Here is a 20,734-nt window from a genome sequence, read left to right on the forward strand (position 1 = left end):
ATTCCTATGGATATTTCAATTGTAATTCTTGTCGCCAGCTTTATCGCGTTATTGCTGTTAAATGTTCCTGTAGGCGTGTCCATCGCGTTGTCTGGATTCTTTTCATTGCTTTTCAGCCTTGATTTTGCCTCCACTACGACCACCATGGCGCAGCGTATGTCTGCCGGTGTGGATAGTTTTGCCTTGCTCGCTATTCCCTTTTTCATTTTGTCTGGATTTTTAATGGGGCAGGGGGGCATCGCCCACAGGTTAATTGAGTTCGCCAAGATTCTGGTTGTTCGATTACCGGGCGGGTTGGCTTTTGTTAATATTCTCTCATGCACTTTGTTTGGGGCGATATCCGGCTCAGCGGTGGCTGCAACATCGGCAATTGGTGGCTTTGTTATTCCTGAAATGGAAAAAGATGGCTACAGCCGTGAATTTTCGACAGCTGTGACTGTAACCGCCTCGACGACAGGCATGCTGATTCCCCCCAGCAATATTCTTATTGTCTACTCTTTAGCCAGTGGCGGGGTTTCTATAGCCGCACTATTTTTAGCAGGTTATTTGCCAGGTATTCTTGTTGCTTTATGTCTTATGGCTGCCAGCGGAATTTATGCTAAGATGAAAGGCTATGGAGTACAAACAGATAAAAATACCGGGCAAATAGCTAAAAAAACCCTCGATGCCTTGCCCAGCCTGTTTTTGGTTTTTCTGGTTATTGGCGGTATTGTCTCAGGTTATTTTACACCGACCGAAGCAGGTGCCATTGCGGTTCTTTATTCGTTTGTTTTGGCAACTTTTGTTTATAAAGAAGTAAAGTTCGAAGAGCTTACTCAGGTTATCAATAAATCAGTTTGTACCACTGCAATTGTAATGTTGCTGATTGCGGCCTCTTCTGCGATGTCGTGGGTTTTATCCTATGAGAATATTCCGCAATCAATCAGTGATTTTTTTCTGGGCTTTAGTAGCAACCCGATTGTTATTCTGCTGATGATTAATGTTCTTTTGCTGTTGGTCGGTACCTTTTTGGATATGACACCAGCTGTACTCATTTTTACACCCATATTCCTTCCAGTGGTTGAGGCCTTAGGTATATCCCCGATCCATTTTGGTATTATTATGATCCTTAACCTTTCCATTGGGTTGTGTACCCCGCCGGTTGGGAGTGTGCTATTTGTCGGCTGCAGTATTGGTAAGACCTCTCTCGCACGTGTTATACCCCCGTTGTTACCGCTGTACCTTGCTATGTTTATAGCGTTATTGATTATTATTTGTCTGCCATCTTTGTCTACTTGGCTTCCCTCGGTATTGTTGTAAATTATTAATTCATCTCAGTTTGAACTGATGTAACGGCCTCCTTGTCATTAATAACAGGAGGCTAGCTTAATATTCCCATCCACCTTAACCTTATTTCTCAGATGTTGATTTAAGATATTAAGAATGTTCTAGTACAGACGTTAGTCTTTCCAGACTAAGGGATTTTAAACGTCAAGAGATCGTCCGGCCCTGTCTCTATTCCAGACTCTATCTGGATCGCGTTTACTTGTTTATGTTTATGGTGGTGGCTTGCTGGTGCTAACTTTAATACATTTGCCAATGTCTCGACGCTAAACTCTGTTTTATACCGATCAATATATCGAATCATTTCTTTGGTTGTGATCGAGTACCAATGGGGCAATAAAAGCTGACGCTAGTCCCACCATTTCATTGACGCTTTTGGGCTCTCTTTTTTCAAGCTCCAGCGCTTTGAAACCTAGGACATGATCAATAATGTGATGTAGGGCTTTGCTGCAGCGTCAACCTAGCTTATCAAGCTGGGAGGGTTACTTGATGGGATCATTTTCAGCGCTAGCCACGCAAAACTTGCGGAAAAAAAGCCGGCGTTATCGCCGGCCAAGAGAGAGAGTCGCATGTAGCGACAGTGAGAGCGAGCGTAATTAAAGGAATATGTTCAACACTTATAGTGTCAAGACGAAGCAGCGACTTGTTTCAGGAATAAACTATTCGCAATAGCCGATTGCTAATAAACCTTTAAATTAACATCTTTAGACTACGCCTGATGGGTATTGCTGTCAAGTGGTAATACCAAAAAGCATGGAAATGGTTAATCGTGAGGTGTGGGTTAAAGAGCTCGAGAATAAAACTTATTTGTACCTTGAGGTGCCGTTCTCAAAGCAGTTTTGCCATTTTGAGGCCACTCAAACGGCAAGCACGGGTTTGCTACTGCCTTGGGTTGGCATTAGATCCTAATGAACATGCAGCGTCTAATTGGATCGTTCTGGATCACACTATACAGATCCGATTTGAGCGTAATAATGCTGTTCTCTGCTTGAGTACGAAATGTGCCTATATAAGATGTTAATGGGTGTATAAGAAACTAGAGACTTGCTGGCCGTATTGTCACACTACAGCTTAATACGGGTTTGTTAGTTCGGCGTCTGTTAGAAGTGCTACAGGTCAATTCGTTTGAGAGAATATAACTAAAAGAGGTTCTAGAGCCTAAGCTCAATCTTGTTACCCAAACAAAAAGACCAGCCCCAAGTGAGGCTGGTCTCATGACTGTCATGCTCTAAGACAGTAGCAGGGCAGGCCCTGAACTTCTGTTCCAGTAAGCTAGCTTAGAAACGGTAGCTCGCACCAAATGTAATTCTGCGATCTGGATAGCCTGAAAAACATACAGGTCCAGTTTCGGAGACACAAGTTTGAAGAATACCTTCTTCGGTAAGGTTAACCGCTTCAACACCAATGTTTAGTTGATCGGTAACATCATAACTAACGCTAGCATTTAACTGGCCTCTGTCGTGATTTACAACAGGGAAGCTATAGGTGCTAGCAACACCTGCACCGCCCGCGAAGTCTTGTGAACGGTATGCTTCACGCCAGGTGTAACGCATTCTGGCAGAAAGGCCGTACTTCTCGTAATACGCCGTAATGTTATAAGCATTTTCAGAGAACTCTAGTAATCCCTGAGGTATTGAGAAGTCGCCTAGAACAGTATTGCCGCGACCGGATGTAGTATCAATTTGCGAACCACCTGAAAACTCTTGGATGGTGTAATTGGCTAAGAAACCAAAGCCTGATGCCCAGCCTAGAGAATTTTCGAACTCTGCAAGGTCATACTGAACCTGCATCTCAATACCTTTTTGAGTCGTTGTCGCAGAATCGTTACCTCTTTGACTAGAGTCAACACACAAACCTACCGTATTAGGGTCACCTAAAGTATTGGGTATAACTGTTGGGTTCCACAAGCCACCGCCTGGACACGATGGATCAGTTGAACGCTCGAGACCACCAACTGTCGTAGTGCTTTCAGACAATGGGGCGCCGTTAAAGATTGTCGTAATAATATTACTACGGTCTTTTTTGAAGAAGGCAACAGACGCTACCGCAGAAGGTGCAAAGTACCATTCAATAGAAAGATCTAATGAGTCTACTTCTTCTGGCTCAAGGTTTGAATTGCCCAGTTCTATTACATCATTCTCAGATTGGCTATAAGAGAAACCTTCATTTAAATCGTTAAAATCAGGGCGTCTTATGTCTGAACCATAGCCTGCACGAATTACTAAATCTTCGGTTACTTGAGCAGTTAAGTTCAAACGAGGTAAGAGAAAGTCGTAGCTGCCACTGGTAGTTTCTAAAGATCGAACTCCATTTACTTCAGTGCCATAAGCCACCGAGTCAATTTCAGACTCTACATAACGAACACCTAGGTTACCACTCAGTATGCCATACTCAAAGTTGGCTTGTGCGTAGAGTGCGGTTGTTTCTTCATCAACTAAGTAGTAAGCGTTTAAATCTTCTTCTAGCTCTAGAGCAGTAGCGCCAGTACCTTCAGGGAAAATCGCTCGGTTAGCGGCAAAAGCAGCCTCAAAGGTTTCGATTGTTCCATCGGGGTCAGAGAAGGCTTTGTCAGCGTCAATCATTAAGAAGTCGCCAACAAATAGGTCACGATCACCCGTATCGCCATAGTTAGACGGGCCAGGAACAACAAGGTCAGAGAATAGAGAAGCTCTTGGTGAGTCACCTAATTTACTGAAGTTGCCAAGCTTATCGTTAATGGTTACTGATTCAGCAGAAGTGCTATTGAAGCGTAAGCCCGCATCAATGGATGTAATACCAAACTGATCAAAAGCATAAGAGAAGTCTACACGGACTTGGTCATCGCTATTTTCTTGTGTGTCACGGCTCACATCGAGTGCGCGAAGTACATAATTATCAACTGAAAGTAAATCCGCAACGGTTGGTGCGTATTCATTTTCAAAGTCGATACCAAATGCTAAGGCACCACCAGACAGATCATAAATATATGGCACAGCGTTATCGTTGCCAGTTGATGCTGTCGGTGTATCTCCGCCCCCATCAAGAGGAGTTTGAGGGTTAATGAAGTTCATTGTTGTGTTTAGCTTGGGTGTGCTCGTGTCAGAGGCTGCTGAAGCAATTTCAAAACTTGCTGTCAACTTATCGCCTTGCCACTCACCACCAATGCTAAAGAGTGTGGAGTCTGTGACACGTGAGTTTGTCTCGCTAGTCACACGCATGTTTGGATCATCATCATCAAAAGCAAGGTTCGGAGACAAGCGCCCCGATTCAGCCATTTTGAACTCGCCCAGTCCGTAGCCGAAGTCAACGGTTTCGTATGAGTCTGGGACGGAGATAGATCTTATTGAGCCAACACCTGAGCCTTCAATTTTGTATGAGTCACGGCTTCTTTCTTGATCGTTAACGATAACATCGGCATGGAATTTCAATTGGTCGCTAGGCGCCCACTCAAAAGTTGATGCTACGTTAACAGTCTCGTAGATGTCATTTTCTTGCTCTTGTAGCAAGAAGTTAATGCCATTGAAAGTATTGTCACCTTGAGTAACTACAACATCGCGATCAGCACGAGGGCGGAAAGACAAAGCTTCTTGCTCGGTGTAGCTACCGCTGATTACAAAACCGAAATCGCCAGCACTGGTTTCCCAGTTATCGCCATAAGCGCCTGAAAATCTAGGTTGAATGCCTTCTGTGCTTAAGCTACTGTCTTCGCCTTGAAGTCTAATTGAGCCTAATGTTTCTTTTAAGTCTAATGGACGAATAGTTCTTAGGTTAACCGTACCACCTACAGAGCCTTCAACAGTTTTAGCATCTGGTGCTTTAGTTACTTCAACGGCGGCAATAATTGCTGGGTTGACATCTTCAAAACCAATACCGCTACGGCCAGAACCTGAACCTACGGTGGCAACGCCATTGATTTCTACGCGGTTAGCGTTAGTGCCACGAATTTGTACACCAGTACCCACACCCGCCGTACGAGTAATTTGAACACCCGTGATGTTCTCCATTACTTCGGCCAGGTTTTGGTCGGGCAACTTACCAATATCATCAGCGATGATCACTTCTACTAATTTAGTTGACTCGCGCTTTTCTTCGAGGGCACTTGCCAGCGAGGCGCGAATGCCTGTCACTACAACTTCTTCCAGCGTGGCCGAATCTTGCTGTTCTTGTGCGGCTGCAGTAGAGGCGGCGAGAGCAATTGAGATACCAAGTATGGATTTTTTGAAATATTTCAGGTGTGGTTGAATAGTTCGGTTTTTCATAATGAGTCCTTCGTTTATTTATTATGAGGAGCACAGCTGCCCGCCAACCGTCCTTTTTGGGTCTGGCTCAACCCTAGAGAGTTGGCGGGCATACTAAAATCTACGCGAAGTCAGGTAGGTAGTCAAGTGGTAAGGCCGGATGTGTGGCCCCCGTGGAGGGGGCTCCTGGTAATGGACTCCTGGTAATGGACTATGAAATATCGCTGATGGGAATGTGGTCCATGTCGTCAAACGTTTGATTTTCACCGCCCATAGCCCAGATGAAGGTGTAATTACTGGTGCCTGCACCACTGTGAATAGACCATGCGGGCGAAATGACCGCGTTGCCGGATGCGAGCACCAAGCTGCGGGTTTCGCTGGGCTCGCCCATAAAGTGAAATACACGGTTCTCATCGTTGTATTCAAAGTACATGTAGATTTCGCTGCGGCGGCGATGAGTGTGTGGCGGTTTAGTGTTCCAGACGCTGCCCGGCTCCAACTCTGTAAACCCCATAACCAGTTGGCAGCTATCGACAATACCTGGGCGGATGGATTGGTTGATTGTGCGTTCGTTCGATTCAGCAGGGCTGCCAAGCTCGATGTGTTTGGCGTTGGCCTTGCTCACGTGGCAGGTCGTCGTGGTGCGGTGGGCCGGATAACTGACCAAATAGTATTGTGCAGGCTGCGCTGGGTCGACACTGGTAAAGTGTATATTTTTACTTTCGCGAGCAATATAGAGTGAGTCTTTGTAGGTCATCTCAAAGCGCTTGCCGTCCACTTCGATGGTGCCATCGCCACCTATATTTATGACCCCGATTTCGCGGCGTTCGCAAAAATACTCAGACCCCAGTTCTTTTGATTGTGGTAACTCCAGTGGTTTGGTCTGTGGCACTACGCTGCCAACGATGGCGCGGTCCACATCTGTGTAGGTAAGAACGGTTTCGCCGGGCGTAAATAGGTCGTCGATAACAAATGCCTGTTTAAGTTCGGCATTGGTCATGCGTTTATAGCTATTAATGTCGGCTGTATAGCGTAATTTCATGGTTCACCTTTTTAAGGGTTGGTGGGTTTGAGGCGAATAGGGCTGTTCAGCTTGTCGATTTCGTTTGCAAGCTCTACTTTAAATTGCTCTATGGTTTTCGGGCCTTGAGGGTGCGCTGACCAGAATGCACCGAAATAATAGTGGGCGCCCGCGGCGCTGTTATTGAGAATAACAAGTTGGTTGTGTTCGTCTTGCTGGAAGGAGTCAAAGGCGTTTATCGGGAAAAATATCGCCATACCTAGTTTGTCGTCATTTAGGCTTTGGGTGCCGTAGGTCGCTAGATACCCCCATTTGCCGTCATCGGGTGTGTGAGTGAGAACTTGCACACCATGATCGACAATACCTGTGGCCAGCTGCTCAAGGTCCCCGGCCTGGGCGTCTACCCGGGTCAGATATGAGTTGGCGCGGATGCTGTAGCGGGTGGTTAGGTCGACGGTTCTCGAGTCGGGGCTCCAACCTCCGTGAGTAACCGTTGCGCTCGATTCCAGAGGGCCGGTTGCTATGGTTACCGACATGTCGGCCACTTGCTCGGGTTTAACCAAGCGGTTATCGAGCCAAGCTCCTACAGCGCCCAGCCCCAGAGATGGTCCCACTTTTAATATGTCCATGCCCCAGTCGGCCATGCTGTGGTAGTCGCCGCCATCAAGCCCGGTGTGGGCTAGGGAAAGTCCGTTTTGTTGTTTGCCAAAGATGTCGATGGCGCCGCGCTCATCAAAGTAGTAGCGATAACCGACCTGCTCTGACTCCCAGCCAAAGCCTTCGTATTTGAATAACTTGTTGCCTATGGTGTGAGTGGCGGGCAGTTGCATCGCTTGGGCGTTGTGATAGCGGCCGCCACTGTAGTTACCTTCTTTATCCGTTTCGCCTCCGACTCTTACCGCTAGTTCCGCGTAGGTTTGAGCGGGGTAGTCGACCTGAAGGGAGCCATCGTTTAATTGGTGTACTGCCAGGGTTTGTTTTGTTTCGGCAGGTAATTTTACCTGTACCAACAGCTTGTCACCCGCCGTCTGGCTGGGGGCTTCTTCGCCATTAATAATGACAACTGAATCCCGGTTAGGTGCCAGGCTGTTGAGATGGAGGCTAATCACCTCTTTGCGTGCTTGCGACAATGGGTTTTCGACGGAGTAGTATGAAACGGTTTCTGTGGCGGGTGTGGCCAGGCAGGGAACGCTTAGTAGGGCTATGCCAGCGGCGATGGAGGCTGTGGTGAGTCGTAGCATTTGCTGGATCTCCGGTAATGTTTTGTTAAAACTTAGACTTTAATTAACGAGAAATATACTATAACATCATTGGTAATACCACATTACCAGTTGGCAAGTTTAAGTGTTTGCCTATTTACTGAGTTGGCTTTTGCTTAAATACAATAATGATTTGGAGATTCCTATGTTTCTGAAACCCTTCTCTGCACTGCTGGCAGGTATGGTTGCTTGTGGTTGTGCGACCGCCGAGATAGATCAGAGCCAGGGCCTGGCTTGGCCCGAGTTGGTGGAGTACAAAAAGCCCGGTACAACTGATATTGCCTTGAGTGCCGAGCTAAGCCGCAGCGCAGTAAGCCAAATTGCCAATCAGGTTGCTGACTGGCAACTGGATCAATACGACATCCGTTCTAACAAAATGCGTCCCGAAGGGCGCGCGAGTGGTTTACCTCAAGGTTGGATGTACGCACCTTTGCACTCGGGCTTGTTGGATTGGGCGCGGGTTTCAGGCCAGCCTGCCTATGAGCAGGCGGTGCGTAATATTGCCGCGGTCAACTTGTGGCGTTTAGGGCCCCGACGTTATCACGCGGATGATCACGCCATTGGTCAAGTCTATCTGGATCTTTACGAGACTTACCAAGAGCCGGTGATGAAAGAGAACATCGAAGTGGTGTTCGACTGGGTTCTGGAGCATCAAAGTGACCGAGATTTGGCGTTTGAACACCCCGAAAAAGAGGTGATTCACGGTGCCAACCGTAAGTATGTAGACCCCTGGTGTACGGTGCGCTGGTGCTGGGCCGATGCTATTTTTATGGCGCCGCCGGTATGGGCGCAACTGGCCGAGATTACCGGTAAAGATAAGTACCTGGAGTTTATGAACCGCGAGTTCTGGGTGACCACTGATTACCTCTACAGCGAGGAAGATCAGCTGTTCTTGCGTGACAGCCGCTATTTTACCCGTAAAGCCGATAACGGTAAGCCAATCTACTGGGGCCGTGGTAACGGGTGGGTACTGGCAGGTATAGCGCGTACTTTGCCTCATATTCCTCAAGACTTTAGCGATCGGGAAAAGTACGTCCAGCTGTATAAAGAAATCAGCGAGAGTTTGCTGAAGGCGCAAAAGAGCGATGGTAGTTGGCCCGCCTCCTTGCTGGAAATAAGCGATACACAGAACCCCGAGTCGAGCGCAACCGGTTTAATCGTGTTTGCGCTGGCCTGGGGTATCAATAACGATGTACTCCCTGCGGATGAATATCGTCCAGCGGTTGAAAAGGGCTGGAAATCGTTAGTGAGTACCGTTCAGCCCAATGGCAAGTTGGGTTTTGTTCAGCAGGTGGGCTATGCGCCAGAGAGTGCCACGGCTGAGGATACCCAGTTGTATGGTACCGGCGCACTACTACTGGCCGCGGCCGAAGTTTATCAGTTGCTTGAGAAGTAAGGGGAACAGCATGAGCGATTCAATAATTTCACAGTTATTTTCCGTTGAGGGAAAGGTCGCCTTGGTCACCGGCGCTAGCCGGGGCTTGGGTCAAGCCATGGCATTGGCGTTGGCTCAAGCAGGTGCCAAGGTGGTGGCGCTGGGGTCGCGTCCGGAAAGCTTGAACAAAACCTGTGATTTGTTTGCCCAGCACAAGCTGGAAATTCGCGCACTGGGGTGCGACCAACGCTCGGCCGATTCTATTCGCTCGACCGTGGCACAGGTGCTCGAAGAGTTTGGTCGTATTGATATTCTCATTAATAACGCCGGTACCATTCACCGTGCTCCGGCTCACGAATTTTCCGATGAGGATTGGGACGATGTGATCGAGACCAATCTCAACGGAGTATTTCGGATGTGCCGCGAAGTGGGCCGGTCAATGCTTAGCCAAGGCTCGGGGAAAATCATCAATATCGCCTCTTTACTGAGTTTTTCCGGGGGTATTACTGTGCCTGCCTACGCGGCGAGTAAAGGTGGTGTGGCACAGCTGACCAAAGCACTGGCCAATGAGTGGGCCAAAGATAACATTCAGGTGAACGCAATCGCCCCCGGGTATTTTGAAACCGATAATACAGAGAATTTACGCAAAGACTCCGAGCGTTCAGCCAGCATTAGTGCCCGTATTCCAACTGCTCGGTGGGGTGTGCCCGACGACCTGGCCGGTACTGCGATTTATTTAAGCAGTAAGGCATCTGACTATGTCAACGGTCATGTACTGCTGGTAGACGGTGGTTGGATGGCGCGTTAAGCGTTTATTGTGCCTCGATATTTAAACTAACATTGTGTGTTGATTATGAAAAATATAAAGATTCTGACCTTACTTGCCGCGGTTTTAAGTTCGCTGCTGATTAGTCAGGTAGGCTATGCCGAAGCCGATAGATTACTTTTTAACAGCGATTGGCAGTATTCCGAAGTGGGGGTTGATAAACCCAGTGAAGTTTCAGAAAACTGGCAAGCCATTAACCTCCCTCATACCTGGAACGCTAAAGATACCGTAGACCAGGTGCCGGGGTATCGTCGAGGGGTTAGCTGGTATAAAAAAACCTTCAGTGTAAAAAAAGCCGATCGCTACTTTTTACACTTTGAAGGTTCCAATATGGAAACCGATGTTTATCTCAACGGGGAGCAAGTAGGCTCGCACATTGGTGGCTATATCGGTTTTGACGTTGAGTTGACCGATGCGATTAAAACCCGAGGCGAAAATGAGTTGGTAGTCAGGGTGTCCAATGCGTACAACCCGCACCTTATTCCTTCGCAAAAATCAGATTTTTTTATCCACGGCGGGATTACGCGCGATGTGTGGCTGGTGCTTAAGAACGATACCTTAATCGATCGATTTGAGGCGCGCGCTCCCGGAGTTGAAAAAGAAGACTACACAACAGAACTGACTGTATTTCTTGATAGCGCCAAGAAAACTAAGGCGCGTTTAAAGGCAAGCCTTATTAGCCCAGAAGGGGCAATGGTTCAGTCTTCTGAGCAGGAGGTGGTAGTTGCCAAAGGTCCTTCTCAGCAAAAAATCACCTTGGATGGCATTGCTGATGCCAAGCTTTGGTCTCCTGAATCGCCGAGCCTTTACACCATTAAGGTCGAGCTTTTAGAGCAAAAGCGTGACGGAATTTTGGATACGGCTGAAACAGCTTTTGGCTATCGTTGGTTTGAACAAATCCCGGGTCAGGGGTTCTTTGTCAATGGCGAGCGTTTGCTGCTGCGCGGTACTCACCGCCACGAAGAAATCGCCGGTGTTGGGGCTGCAATGAGCAATGAGCAACACCGCCAAGACATGCAGCTTATTAAAAATATGGGTGCCAACCTTGTGCGCTTGGGGCACTACCCGCAAGACCCAGAGGTTTACCGCGCAGCCGATGAGCTTGGGCTTATTCTCTGGGATGAGCTTCCCTGGTGCCGTGGTGGTAAAGGCGGCAAGCAATGGGAGCAATATACCGAGCAATTGTTGCACGAGCAACTGGCCCAGAATTTTAACCACGCCAGTATTGCCTTCTGGTCGCTGGGTAATGAGATTTATTGGGAAGAAGATTTTCCCGGTGGGGGCCGCGATGAAATTTTGGTGCCTTATCTGAAAAAGCTAAACGATATTGTTAAGGCCAAAGACAGTTCGCGCCTTACCAGTATTCGTAAGTATTACCCAGGTTCGGATATTGTCGATTCTTTCTCGCCCTCTATCTGGGCGGGTTGGTATGGCGGTGCCTATGGGCAGTATGAAGTAGCTTTGCAAAACGCACAGAAAAAATATCCCAATATGATTCACATGGAGTATGGCGGTTCGAGTCATGTGGGGCGCCATACCGAAACACCTATCGATGCCAAAGGTATTCGCGGCGCGCAGGTTTCTGTCGAGGAGGCCGTTAATCAAACCGTGGTCAAGAGTGTGGCCAAAGCCTCGGATTGGAACGAAAACTACATGGTAGACCTGTTTGATTGGCATTTGATGGTCAGTGAATCATTGGCGGGCTTAACGGGCACCGCCCAGTGGGCTATCCGGGACTTTGGTACTCCACTGCGCCCCGAAAACCCAATTCCCTATGTTAATCAAAAAGGGTTGTTTGACCGCAGCGGTAAGCGTAAAGATGCTTACTATGTCTACGCCAGCTACTGGGCGGCTGAACCCATTTGTTATATCGAGTCGCATACCTGGACTCACCGCTATGGACCCGCAGAGGGTCGCTCGGTTGATGTTTATTGCAACACCGACACTGCGGAATTGTTCTTAAATGGCGAGTCGCTGGGTGAAAGAAAACGTGAGCAGGGGCAGTTTCCGGCCTCCGGTTTAGTGTGGCAGGTGCCCTTTAAAGAAGGGCAAAACCAGCTCAGTGTTATTGGTCGCAACAATGGTGACAATGTTGCGCGTGATGAAACTCAAGTGACTTATTACGTTGGTGAGCCCGGTAAATTTGAGCGACTGGAAGTCACTCAGAAAATGCTGGAAAACGGCAACGCTTTGATTGAAGTGTCAGCCGTAGACGCTGAGGGACGCCGACTTACCAATTACTCGGATCGTATTTATTTCTCTGCTTTGGGCTCTAACGATGCTTTAGTGGATGGGTTCGGCTCTCCGGGGCGCAGTAGCGTAATAGAGGCGGCAGATGGCTATGCCTCCATCGAAGTGTCCCCCCAGGCTAACCACCCGCTGGTGATACAGGTTAAAACTCAAAACGTGAAAGGTGTTTTTGTCGAGGTGGCAGCCCGATAGGGCGCCGCTGACTGACATTAATTTGTAAACATGATGGGCCAGTATTCCTTAGTTATCGCATATATTAAATTGGTGTGGTAAGATGGTAAGGCCAATGTGGGCGGTTGATCGAAATACCGTTGCAAAATAAGTTAGGAATGTACAGATGCAAGAGTCTTGGAGATGGTTTGGACCGAGTGATTCCATATCACTGGAAAAGATTAAGCAGGCGGGGGCGACTCATATCGTCACCTCCATGCATGAGATCCCGGCGGGTGATGTTTGGCCAGAAGCTGAAGTGAAAGCTCGCAATGAGCAGATTAAGGCAGCGGGGCTGGAATGGAATGTGGTGGAGAGTATTCCCCTGCATAACGACATTAAAACCCGCAGTGGCAACTATCAGCAATTGATAGAGAACTACAAAGAATCTATCAAAAGTGTGGGCAAGGCGGGTATTCCGGCCGTGTGCTACAACTTTATGCCGGTGGTTGACTGGACTCGAACTAATCTCAGTTATCGCTTGCCTAACAGCAGTCAGGCCCTGCGATTTGAAATTACCGATTTTGCCGCCTACGACGTATACCTGCTAAAGCGCGAGGGGGCTGAATCCGACTACACCCAGGCTGTGCTGGATAAAGCAAAGACTCGTTTTGCAGCCATGAGTGAGCAAGAGCAACTCTTACTTGAGAAAAACATTATCGCCGGCTTGCCTGGTGGTGAGGGTTCTTACACCCGTGACTCTATTAAAGTTGCCATTGAGCAGTTTATCGCGCTGGGTACTGAAGGTTTGCGTCATAACCTAATGGAGTTTCTCAAAGAAGTTGTTCCCGTTGCCGAGCAAGCGGGTGTGAAGTTGTGTATTCATCCCGATGATCCACCATTTTCACTGTTCGGTTTACCTCGTGTGGTGTCAACCGCCGAGGACGCGCGTAAGATTCTAACTACCGTAGACAGTCCGGCCAATGGTCTAACCCTGTGTGCGGGTTCTTACGGCGCGCGCTGCGATAATGACCTTGTTGCCATGGCAGAAGAGTTCGGCTCGCGCATCTACTTCGTTCATCTGCGCAACGTTAAGCGTGAAGAGGATGGATCGTTCTATGAGTCTGATCATCTCGATGGTGATAACGATATGGTAGGGCTGATCAATGCGCTACTTCAAGAAGAGCGCCGCCGTAAGCAAGCCGGTGAAAGTATGCCTTCCATTCCTATGCGCCCCGATCACGGCCATTTAATGGCAGATGAAGAAAAAGCCGAAGGTGTTAAACCGGGCTATTCGTACAGTGGCCGTATGCGCGGGCTGGCTGAGTTGCGCGGTGTTATTCACGCTTTAACCCAATTGAGTCATTAATCCTCCCTGTCAACCTTTGTGCAGCCGGCGGTTTATCCCGCCGGTCTTTTTTTATTTATTCCACGCGTTTTTTCGGCCTCCTAAATTAACTACCGAATTCTACTAATACCGAGTGATTTTTCGCGACCATACCGGACGATACTAGCGTACAGAAGGTTCAGGGTTGCAGCGATAGAAATCATTACGCTACTGACCTTTCGAATTACAATTGGCATAAGCCGTCACTTTCTGAGGTGTGGGTACTCCCGGAATAGGTGTCTGGTGCAGCCTGTAAATCGACTGGGTAAACCAGTAGGCAATCGTATTCGTTGTGATTTTGCATCAATTTTTTGGCATAAATTGTAAATCTTGGGTGGTAAATCTGGCCGGCGATTAAATTTATCTGTATCAATGATTCCCGGCTAACTTGCACAGAGGCATAATTACTTTTTGTTAAAAGTTTATTTTGTTCTCGATTAAGGTAATCCAAAGCAGCGACAAGTAAAGGGACTGAGCCCTGTTCTTGATGGGGTAGTACAGCATCGATTTTATTATTGTCAGCCGCTATTGCCGCCAAGCCCCACAAAGCCTCCAGGTTAAAAGCACTGTAGTGGTAGGGGCGGGTACGCTCAAGTTCGTGGGGCTGTTCGCCGCCAGGATTTATTTGCGTCTCGATACGACGCTTATAAAGCTCATCTAATACTATATGCAAATGAATTTTATCGCCGATAAAATTAGCAAAAAACGCCACTTGATAATCATAAAAGCTGGCGTGATTATTATGCGTCAGAGATTCATCGATACCATTGGGGCTGGTAATCAACCACTGCAGGTATTGTTCAATCCAGCGATGCAGTTGATCACCTACCTGGGTTCGGTATTGACTTGAACCTTGTAACAGTTGGTGGGCGTTAATCACGCTGATAAATTTTCTAGACTCAATAATACCGATACCCCTGCCATCTGTTATGCCTGGTATAGCCTGAGCATAGCGAAAGTTGGGGTTCATGCCGGTGGCCGAGTCAAATAAAAACACCTCCAGCAGCAGGGCTGCCCTATCAGAATAGACTTGATCTCCAGTGTATGCGTAAGCTTGTGCCAGAGTACCCAGCGCTTGGGTAAAAAGACTTAACTCACGAGAATCAGTTTGCCGGCCGCGCACTTCGCGATTGACCATGCCATCCTTTTTCACCCAGGGTAAACCGTCTTCCGTGTTTGGGTTCGGCCACCAGTAGGGGCCGGTACTGGTGTAGTCACGGGGATTACCGCTCGGCGGTGTTGCCTGATTAAAGGTGACGCTAAACGTTTCCATGCTGTTAATGAGTTGGTCTGCATTAGCAACGATTTTATCCACGGCCATACGGCGAACGGGGCTCTGAATAACGGATAGCGTCTCTTGTTGCCACTGATCGGTTAAACTCGTTGTCTCGGTTGCGTCTGCTGTTTCACTGTGATGACTTTTACAGGCTGCCAGCAACGATATAATAAGTAACCAAAAACCAGAGCGTGGCCTGAAATATTTTGAAAATGCCGTGTTCAAGGGCTTTCTCCTGCTAGACGACTTTCTAGCTGGTATTGGTAGAGAGAGGGAGCTAGATTATCGGTTGCATTTTGTTTTTGAATATTGGCGTTGGGGCCATATTCAACTTTGATATCGGTATTACCGTGTACGCCGATCAAGTGAGCATTGGGGCCATCGTTCACGCCGTAAAGTGTAATGGGTGTTGCTGAGTCCAGACCGTTGTGGAAAATCACATCGATGTTCCAGAAGCTGCTGTCCGCACCATGCGTGGGTTTCCAGTAGCCAGCGCCACCGCCTTTAAACAGTGGATAACGGCGCTGTATTATCTGGTCTTGGTCGAGAGTAACGTGAGCCCGAATATTGTCGAATAAATTTTGGTGGTTGGCACCTGAGTGTTGATCGAGCACCGGGGCGTGAAGGATTTCAGCGACGGAATAGACACTTTTCGTGGCGAAGGTGTTGAAGCTTAACGGGTGAAGGGCGTGATTGTTAACGGTTAGCTGCTCGACAAGAACATTGTGGGTATCCCCCATTGCAACTGTGTAGTGAGCTTTGTGGTTGCCGCGGGTGGTGATGCCCTGAATCGTGACATTGGCAACCTCTTCTGTAAGCACTCCGCTGTCGGCGTTAATAATGTCTATGTTCTTGATCCAGCCGTCGAATAGGCGAGTGAGGTATATTGCGTTGAAGCCTTGCTCTACATGATGAGCAATATAAGCGGAGCGGGGAAACTCAATAGAAAACTCTTCAATGCCGATATCATGTAAAAAGGCTTTTTGTGTTATATCAGTCGTATGTCCCTGAATGTCGTGTAGTAACACGTCATTTAACACAACCTTCCTACCTTCCACCGTGCGGATGCGAGAACTTTGTGACACAAGAGGCCGCAAAGGAAAGTTCCAGTGATGACTGCCAGATACATTAACACCTGGATAAATGGTTTCCAGTAGAGCTGAGCTCTTGCCGCCTTTGTTGTACCAGTTAATAGTAATGACCTGACCCGGCTGCAATTGCTTTGCATTGTCAACGATTAGGCTGTTTTCACCTTTTTTCCCCTGCTGGGGTAAGGCTATAGGTGTTGTGGGGCGATCGTATTTTTTTAGATAAGGCTTAACCCGTTCGCCTTTAATTCGCGTCCAGATAAATCCTCCGGACCATGAATACTGCGAGTAAGGAAGATTAATATTATTATCATTTTCTCGCTGGCGTTTGTTCTGCTCTACAAGATATTCACGTAATTCATTTAGCTCAGGTGGGTCGGCCAGAGTACGCATAGGGCGGGGAAAATAGAGGAGGGTGGCGCCTTTCCCTGCCCCGCGCAGAATCAGATTGTCCCGTTCCAGATAGAGGATGTCACTGATAATAAAACGCCCTGCAGGCATTTGCAGTAGCACGGGCTTGTTAATTCTTTGTGCCGCCTCTAGGGCCCGGTGAAAAGCGGCGGTGTCATCCTTGCCGTCGTTGGCACGCGCTCCGAACTCTGTAACCTCAAGGGTTTGGTGCGTGGCGAACTCTAGGGTTTGGCTGCCGTTTCTGTAGCCAGCATAGGAAAAATCGGGTAATTGGCTATTTAAATTTTCTATTGTGACTGCATGACCTGATAGAGATAGCCCCATTAGGAAGGGCAACCATAAAAGGGGAGATTTATTGTAAGTTAATGATTTTAAATAAAAAACAATTGCTTGGTGGGTGCCCATTTCATTCTGCCTTAACCGTTATTATGAGGTATGTCAGTATTGTAAGTAATTTTAACTGGTAATACCACTTTACCATCAGGCTGGGTTGATTCATACTCTACATGCGCTAAAGCAATCTTAAATATTTGCAGAGTGCCTGCGGTTAAAATTGCTTCGCCCCACTCAATATAATGAATAAGATGTAGGAGAAAATATGAGCTCCCCGAGTCAGCCACATACAAAAATTCAACCTGTTCGTTACACCCGTAACATTCTTGCGGCTGCGATAGCGGCCAGTTTGTTGCCATCATCTATTGCTTTTGCCCAAGAGGAAGGTGGTGCAGAGCTGTTGGAGGAGGTGATTGTTACCGGATCATTTCGCGATATTATGCGAAATTCTATTGAGATTAAGCGCGATGCCGAAACAATCGTTGACGTAATCTCTGCCTCCGATATGGGGGCGCTGCCCGACCTATCTGTCGCCGAAACTCTCGAGCGAATTGTAGGCGTGACTGGCGACCGCTTTAAGGGTAACTCCAGTGAAATCTCGGTGCGTGGTTTGGGTCCCTTTTTGGGTTACTCGACCTATAATGGTCGAGAGGTATCCTCTGGTAGTGGTAACCGATCCATTGCTTTCTCACAGTTTCCCTCTGAGTTGGTGAACGGCGCAGTGGTATATAAATCTCAGTCGGCCGATTTGGTGGAAGGGGGCGTTGCCGGTTTAATTAACCTGCAGAGTATACGCCCGCTGGAGTATGGAAAACGCCGCTTCCAAGCTGAAATTAAAGGCAACTACAACGACTATGATGCCAAATTAAATGATGATGACGGTATCGGTTATCGCGGGTCCATCTCCTATACCGATGTATTTGAAACCGGTATTGGCGATATTGGTATTGCTATTGGTTATGCTGGCCATGATTCATCTACTCCGGAAGAGAGCTTTAATGCGAGCTCTACTCTGCGCAATTGTAACTCTGATTACATCAACGACGGTTTGTCCGGCGGTTGGAATGCTTGTAGCTGGAGTGACGACAACACCGCCGCGAATGGCGGCGAAGCTGCCGATGGTGATTATTACTACATTCCCAATCTCTTTTATATTCGTCAGATGGAGTCGGAAGAATCTCGCGACGCCGTCATGACAACTGTTCAGTGGGAGCCCAATGAAGACTGGAGCATTATTGCCGATGCGCAGTGGTCTAATCGCTTCTATTATGAAGATCGTCACGATCTGTACTTTGACGATGGTCGCAACAACATTGCTCAGTGGGAGACAAATGACGATCACGCGTTGGTTTCCTATACTGGCCATACTCGGTTGGGTACTTATGGTGAATATCGCGAGCGCGACGAAGATTATATGGGCGGAGGTTTAAACTTTGCCTGGAGCGCAACCGATCGGTTGGTCTTGACGGCGGATATTTCCTACTCCGATACCACTCGCTATCAAGAAACTTGGCAGACTCGTTTTCGCTCAGACAGACTTTGGTATGATTATGTCAGTCAAGGTAGCGATAGTTTTCCTGCGATATCTATCTATGAAGATCTCGATGATCCAGCTGGCTCGCAAATCGATGATAGCTTGTTAAACGATTTCAGCTTGTACGATGCCAACCAGCGCGCTCGTTATGGCGAGCTTGAGGTTAATGACACCATTAGTGCACTTGCAATCGATGCTGTCTATGAGTTGAAGGGCAATTTCTTCACATCACTTGAAACTGGTGCTCGCATATCTTCCCACGAGCATAGCAATTATGCGGAAGATCGTATCGAATATACCGGTACGGACTTTGCTGACGTAAATACTATCGAGGAAAATTGCGCGACTGTTTACCCACAAGAAAGTTACGGTGAAGATGCTAATTCCAGTATCACTGAATGGGCGACCTTCGACACCATGTGTGCCTTCAATAGCATGTGGGGAGGCGACGATTGGGCTCTATCGCCACAAGATCCGAGCGCAGCCGATATTAACTTGACAGAAGATATTAGTGCCATCTTTGCGAAGCTTAACTTTGCCTCACAGATTGGAAGCATTGACGTTAGCGGTAATGTTGGTGTTCGAGTTGTAGAAACGAGTATCGATTCTACAGGTTATCGCCAGGATTACAGCGTTATCGAAAATGATGCAGGAACCCCTAATGATCCGGAAGACGATAGCTTTTATTTCGATCCGGTAGCCGATAACCTGGCTAGCGAAGTTTATTCCAATAGCTATGTCAATGTTCTACCAAGTGTTAATGTGAACTTTGGTTTGAGTGAGACTGTACAGCTGCGTACAGCGGTTTATTCGGCTATTTCTCGTCCCGACATGTGGTGGATGGGGGCCGGTAGAAACCTAGATTTGGGCGACGGTGAAGAAGAGTTCTCAAGTATTGAGGATGCAATTGCCGCTGGCACCGCGACTGCTCAGGGTAATCCCAATATGGAAGCGACTGAGTCGGTGAATTACGACTTGTCTCTCTCTTGGTTCCCGCGTGATGATACTATGCTGTCGGCTGCTTTCTACTACAAAGAATTCGAGGCAGGATTACAGGTAGCAGATCCATCAAGTATTCAAGAATCGTTCAATATTAACGGTGAATTGATTGAGATGGATGTCAATGGCCTGATTCAAAATACTTCAGAGTCCTCCAGTATTTCAGGTGTAGAGCTTAGTTTACAGCACGGCTTTACTCATTTGCCCGAGCCTCTGGATGGGTTGGGTATTATGGGCGGTATTAACATTGCTGATACAGATTTTGAGTATCAAGAAAATGGTTCCTCAATCACCGACGATGTTTTTGTTGAGCCTGCTAACTTGCCTGGTTTCTCTAAAGAAAGCTACAACGCCGAAATTTACTGGGAAAACTATGGTTTTACCACGCGCTTGTCCTATAAGTATCGATCAGACTACTTGAAGCCTTTTGGTAGTGATTTTGGTCAGACGAATAGATTTGTAGATGACACCAGTTCGGTTGATTTTTCATTAGCTTACAACCTTACTAAGAACCTGCAGATTAAGATGCAAGCACTTAACTTAACCAATGAGCCTTATGTTGAGTATCGGGTTGCTCAGGACTCCTTTACTCGTATTGAGTATAGCGGTACTAAGTACTTCTTCGGTGTAAGATACAAAATGTAATTAAGTCATTAGCTAACAACTTTTGGTTGTCTAAGACGACATATCGAAAATAATGACTTTTCTATAAAGCCAGATGACGTTAGTCATCTGGCTTTTTTAATATCTGTCTTATCAAAGTTTGCTAGTGAAAATACGATAGATACAATTGTATGGATGACCAATGATTACTGAGAATATAAGGGGAGGGTCACTAACCGATCCGGTGCTGACGGTTATGCAATATCTAATGGTTCCTGATCGTTTAGATGTACGCAATACTAGATTCGGCTTTAAGAGTCACGGCAAGCGGATGTCAACCTATGGCAGTTAATTAAATGGCATTGCTATCCAGTCTGTAAGTTGTGGGCTCGAGAGAAGCTTCAAAAGAGTGGGAGATAAAAAAATATCGATGCGTTAGCCGATAGGAATTGTCATGTAGGTTTTGTTTATCTCCGTTTTAGGGCACTGCTTACCCGTTGTACGCTTTACCTGTCTGACCTTGCCCAGTATTGGAACCGCCTACCGTTCAAAGTCTCTTGGGGCGTGAAGCAAAAAAGTAAGGCTGTTAAACGGTTATGTTGCAAAAGTTGCTAAACAGGGGGTTACATAAAACTGTGCTGCTAGCTCAGCAGGTGATAGGTGATAGGTGATGGGCGAAGCT

General features: G+C 47.4%; 11 protein-coding genes. 6 read left to right on the top strand and 5 right to left on the bottom strand.

The features are described from left to right. Window positions 1-6 precede the first annotated feature (6 nt). Window positions 7-1,299, top strand: a complete 1,293-nt coding sequence (locus Q4526_RS10550; RefSeq protein ID WP_215977037.1) for a TRAP transporter large permease — start codon at window positions 7-9, stop codon at window positions 1,297-1,299. Window positions 1,300-2,600: 1,301 nt separating this feature from the next. On the opposite strand, the gene Q4526_RS10555 is transcribed toward Q4526_RS10550, so the two are convergent. From Q4526_RS10555 to Q4526_RS10565, 3 genes are all read right to left on the bottom strand, one after another. Further along, on the bottom strand, window positions 2,601-5,561 hold the full coding sequence (locus tag Q4526_RS10555; RefSeq protein WP_215977038.1) for a TonB-dependent receptor: 2,961 nt from the start codon (window positions 5,559-5,561) through the stop codon (window positions 2,601-2,603). Window positions 5,562-5,751: 190 nt separating this feature from the next. After that, window positions 5,752-6,582, bottom strand: a complete 831-nt coding sequence (gene kduI / locus Q4526_RS10560; RefSeq protein WP_215977039.1) for a 5-dehydro-4-deoxy-D-glucuronate isomerase — start codon at window positions 6,580-6,582, stop codon at window positions 5,752-5,754. Window positions 6,583-6,593: 11 nt separating this feature from the next. Further along, the gene (locus tag Q4526_RS10565; protein WP_215977040.1) at window positions 6,594-7,802 is read right to left on the bottom strand and encodes a DUF4861 family protein; all 1,209 of its coding nucleotides are present in this window, start codon (window positions 7,800-7,802) and stop codon (window positions 6,594-6,596) included. A gap of 163 nt (window positions 7,803-7,965) precedes the next feature. Between Q4526_RS10565 and Q4526_RS10570 the strand changes: the two genes are divergently transcribed. From Q4526_RS10570 to uxuA, 4 genes are all read left to right on the top strand, one after another. After that, window positions 7,966-9,216, top strand: coding sequence for a glycoside hydrolase family 105 protein (locus Q4526_RS10570; RefSeq protein ID WP_215977041.1), 1,251 nt, complete (start codon window positions 7,966-7,968; stop codon window positions 9,214-9,216). A 10-nt stretch (window positions 9,217-9,226) separates the two neighbouring features. Then, entirely contained in the window at window positions 9,227-10,003 is a 777-nt protein-coding gene (gene kduD, locus Q4526_RS10575) for a 2-dehydro-3-deoxy-D-gluconate 5-dehydrogenase KduD (protein ID WP_303609616.1), read from the top strand. 45 nt (window positions 10,004-10,048) lie between these two features. Further along, a complete protein-coding gene (locus Q4526_RS10580) occupies window positions 10,049-12,463 on the top strand; it encodes a glycoside hydrolase family 2 TIM barrel-domain containing protein (RefSeq protein WP_303609617.1) in 2,415 nt (804 codons plus the stop codon). A 145-nt stretch (window positions 12,464-12,608) separates the two neighbouring features. Further along, window positions 12,609-13,790, top strand: a complete 1,182-nt coding sequence (gene uxuA / locus Q4526_RS10585; RefSeq protein ID WP_215977043.1) for a mannonate dehydratase — start codon at window positions 12,609-12,611, stop codon at window positions 13,788-13,790. A 202-nt stretch (window positions 13,791-13,992) separates the two neighbouring features. Here uxuA and Q4526_RS10590 read toward each other — a convergent pair whose 3' ends face one another. Both Q4526_RS10590 and Q4526_RS10595 read right to left on the bottom strand, forming a co-directional pair. Beyond that, window positions 13,993-15,309, bottom strand: coding sequence for an alginate lyase family protein (locus tag Q4526_RS10590; RefSeq protein ID WP_215977044.1), 1,317 nt, complete (start codon window positions 15,307-15,309; stop codon window positions 13,993-13,995). Next, a complete protein-coding gene (locus tag Q4526_RS10595; protein ID WP_215977045.1) occupies window positions 15,306-16,907 on the bottom strand; it encodes a glycoside hydrolase family 55 protein in 1,602 nt (533 codons plus the stop codon). The genes Q4526_RS10590 and Q4526_RS10595 overlap by 4 nt, the downstream gene beginning before the upstream one ends. A gap of 274 nt (window positions 16,908-17,181) precedes the next feature. On the opposite strand from Q4526_RS10595, the gene Q4526_RS10600 reads away from it, so the two are divergent. Then, on the top strand, window positions 17,182-20,094 hold the full coding sequence (locus Q4526_RS10600; RefSeq protein ID WP_215977046.1) for a TonB-dependent receptor: 2,913 nt from the start codon (window positions 17,182-17,184) through the stop codon (window positions 20,092-20,094). Window positions 20,095-20,734: the final 640 nt, after the last annotated feature.

Origin of the sequence: Gilvimarinus sp. 2_MG-2023 (assembly GCF_030547685.1) — a bacterium.
GTDB lineage: Bacteria > Pseudomonadota > Gammaproteobacteria > Pseudomonadales > Cellvibrionaceae > Gilvimarinus.

Excerpts from the sequence above, each read along its gene's own strand:
- Q4526_RS10570 (WP_215977041.1), top strand. The coding sequence starts at position 7,966 with ATGTTTCTGAAACCCTTCTCTGCACTGCTGGCAGGTATGGTTGCTTGT.
- uxuA (WP_215977043.1), top strand. The coding sequence starts at position 12,609 with ATGCAAGAGTCTTGGAGATGGTTTGGACCGAGTGATTCCATATCACTG.
- Q4526_RS10565 (WP_215977040.1), bottom strand. The coding sequence starts at position 7,802 with ATGCTACGACTCACCACAGCCTCCATCGCCGCTGGCATAGCCCTACTA.
- kduD (WP_303609616.1), top strand. The coding sequence starts at position 9,227 with ATGAGCGATTCAATAATTTCACAGTTATTTTCCGTTGAGGGAAAGGTC.
- kduI (WP_215977039.1), bottom strand. The coding sequence starts at position 6,582 with ATGAAATTACGCTATACAGCCGACATTAATAGCTATAAACGCATGACC.
- Q4526_RS10600 (WP_215977046.1), top strand. The coding sequence starts at position 17,182 with ATGAGCTCCCCGAGTCAGCCACATACAAAAATTCAACCTGTTCGTTAC.
- Q4526_RS10550 (WP_215977037.1), top strand. The coding sequence starts at position 7 with ATGGATATTTCAATTGTAATTCTTGTCGCCAGCTTTATCGCGTTATTG.
- Q4526_RS10555 (WP_215977038.1), bottom strand. The coding sequence starts at position 5,561 with ATGAAAAACCGAACTATTCAACCACACCTGAAATATTTCAAAAAATCC.
- Q4526_RS10595 (WP_215977045.1), bottom strand. The coding sequence starts at position 16,907 with ATGGGGCTATCTCTATCAGGTCATGCAGTCACAATAGAAAATTTAAAT.
- Q4526_RS10580 (WP_303609617.1), top strand. The coding sequence starts at position 10,049 with ATGAAAAATATAAAGATTCTGACCTTACTTGCCGCGGTTTTAAGTTCG.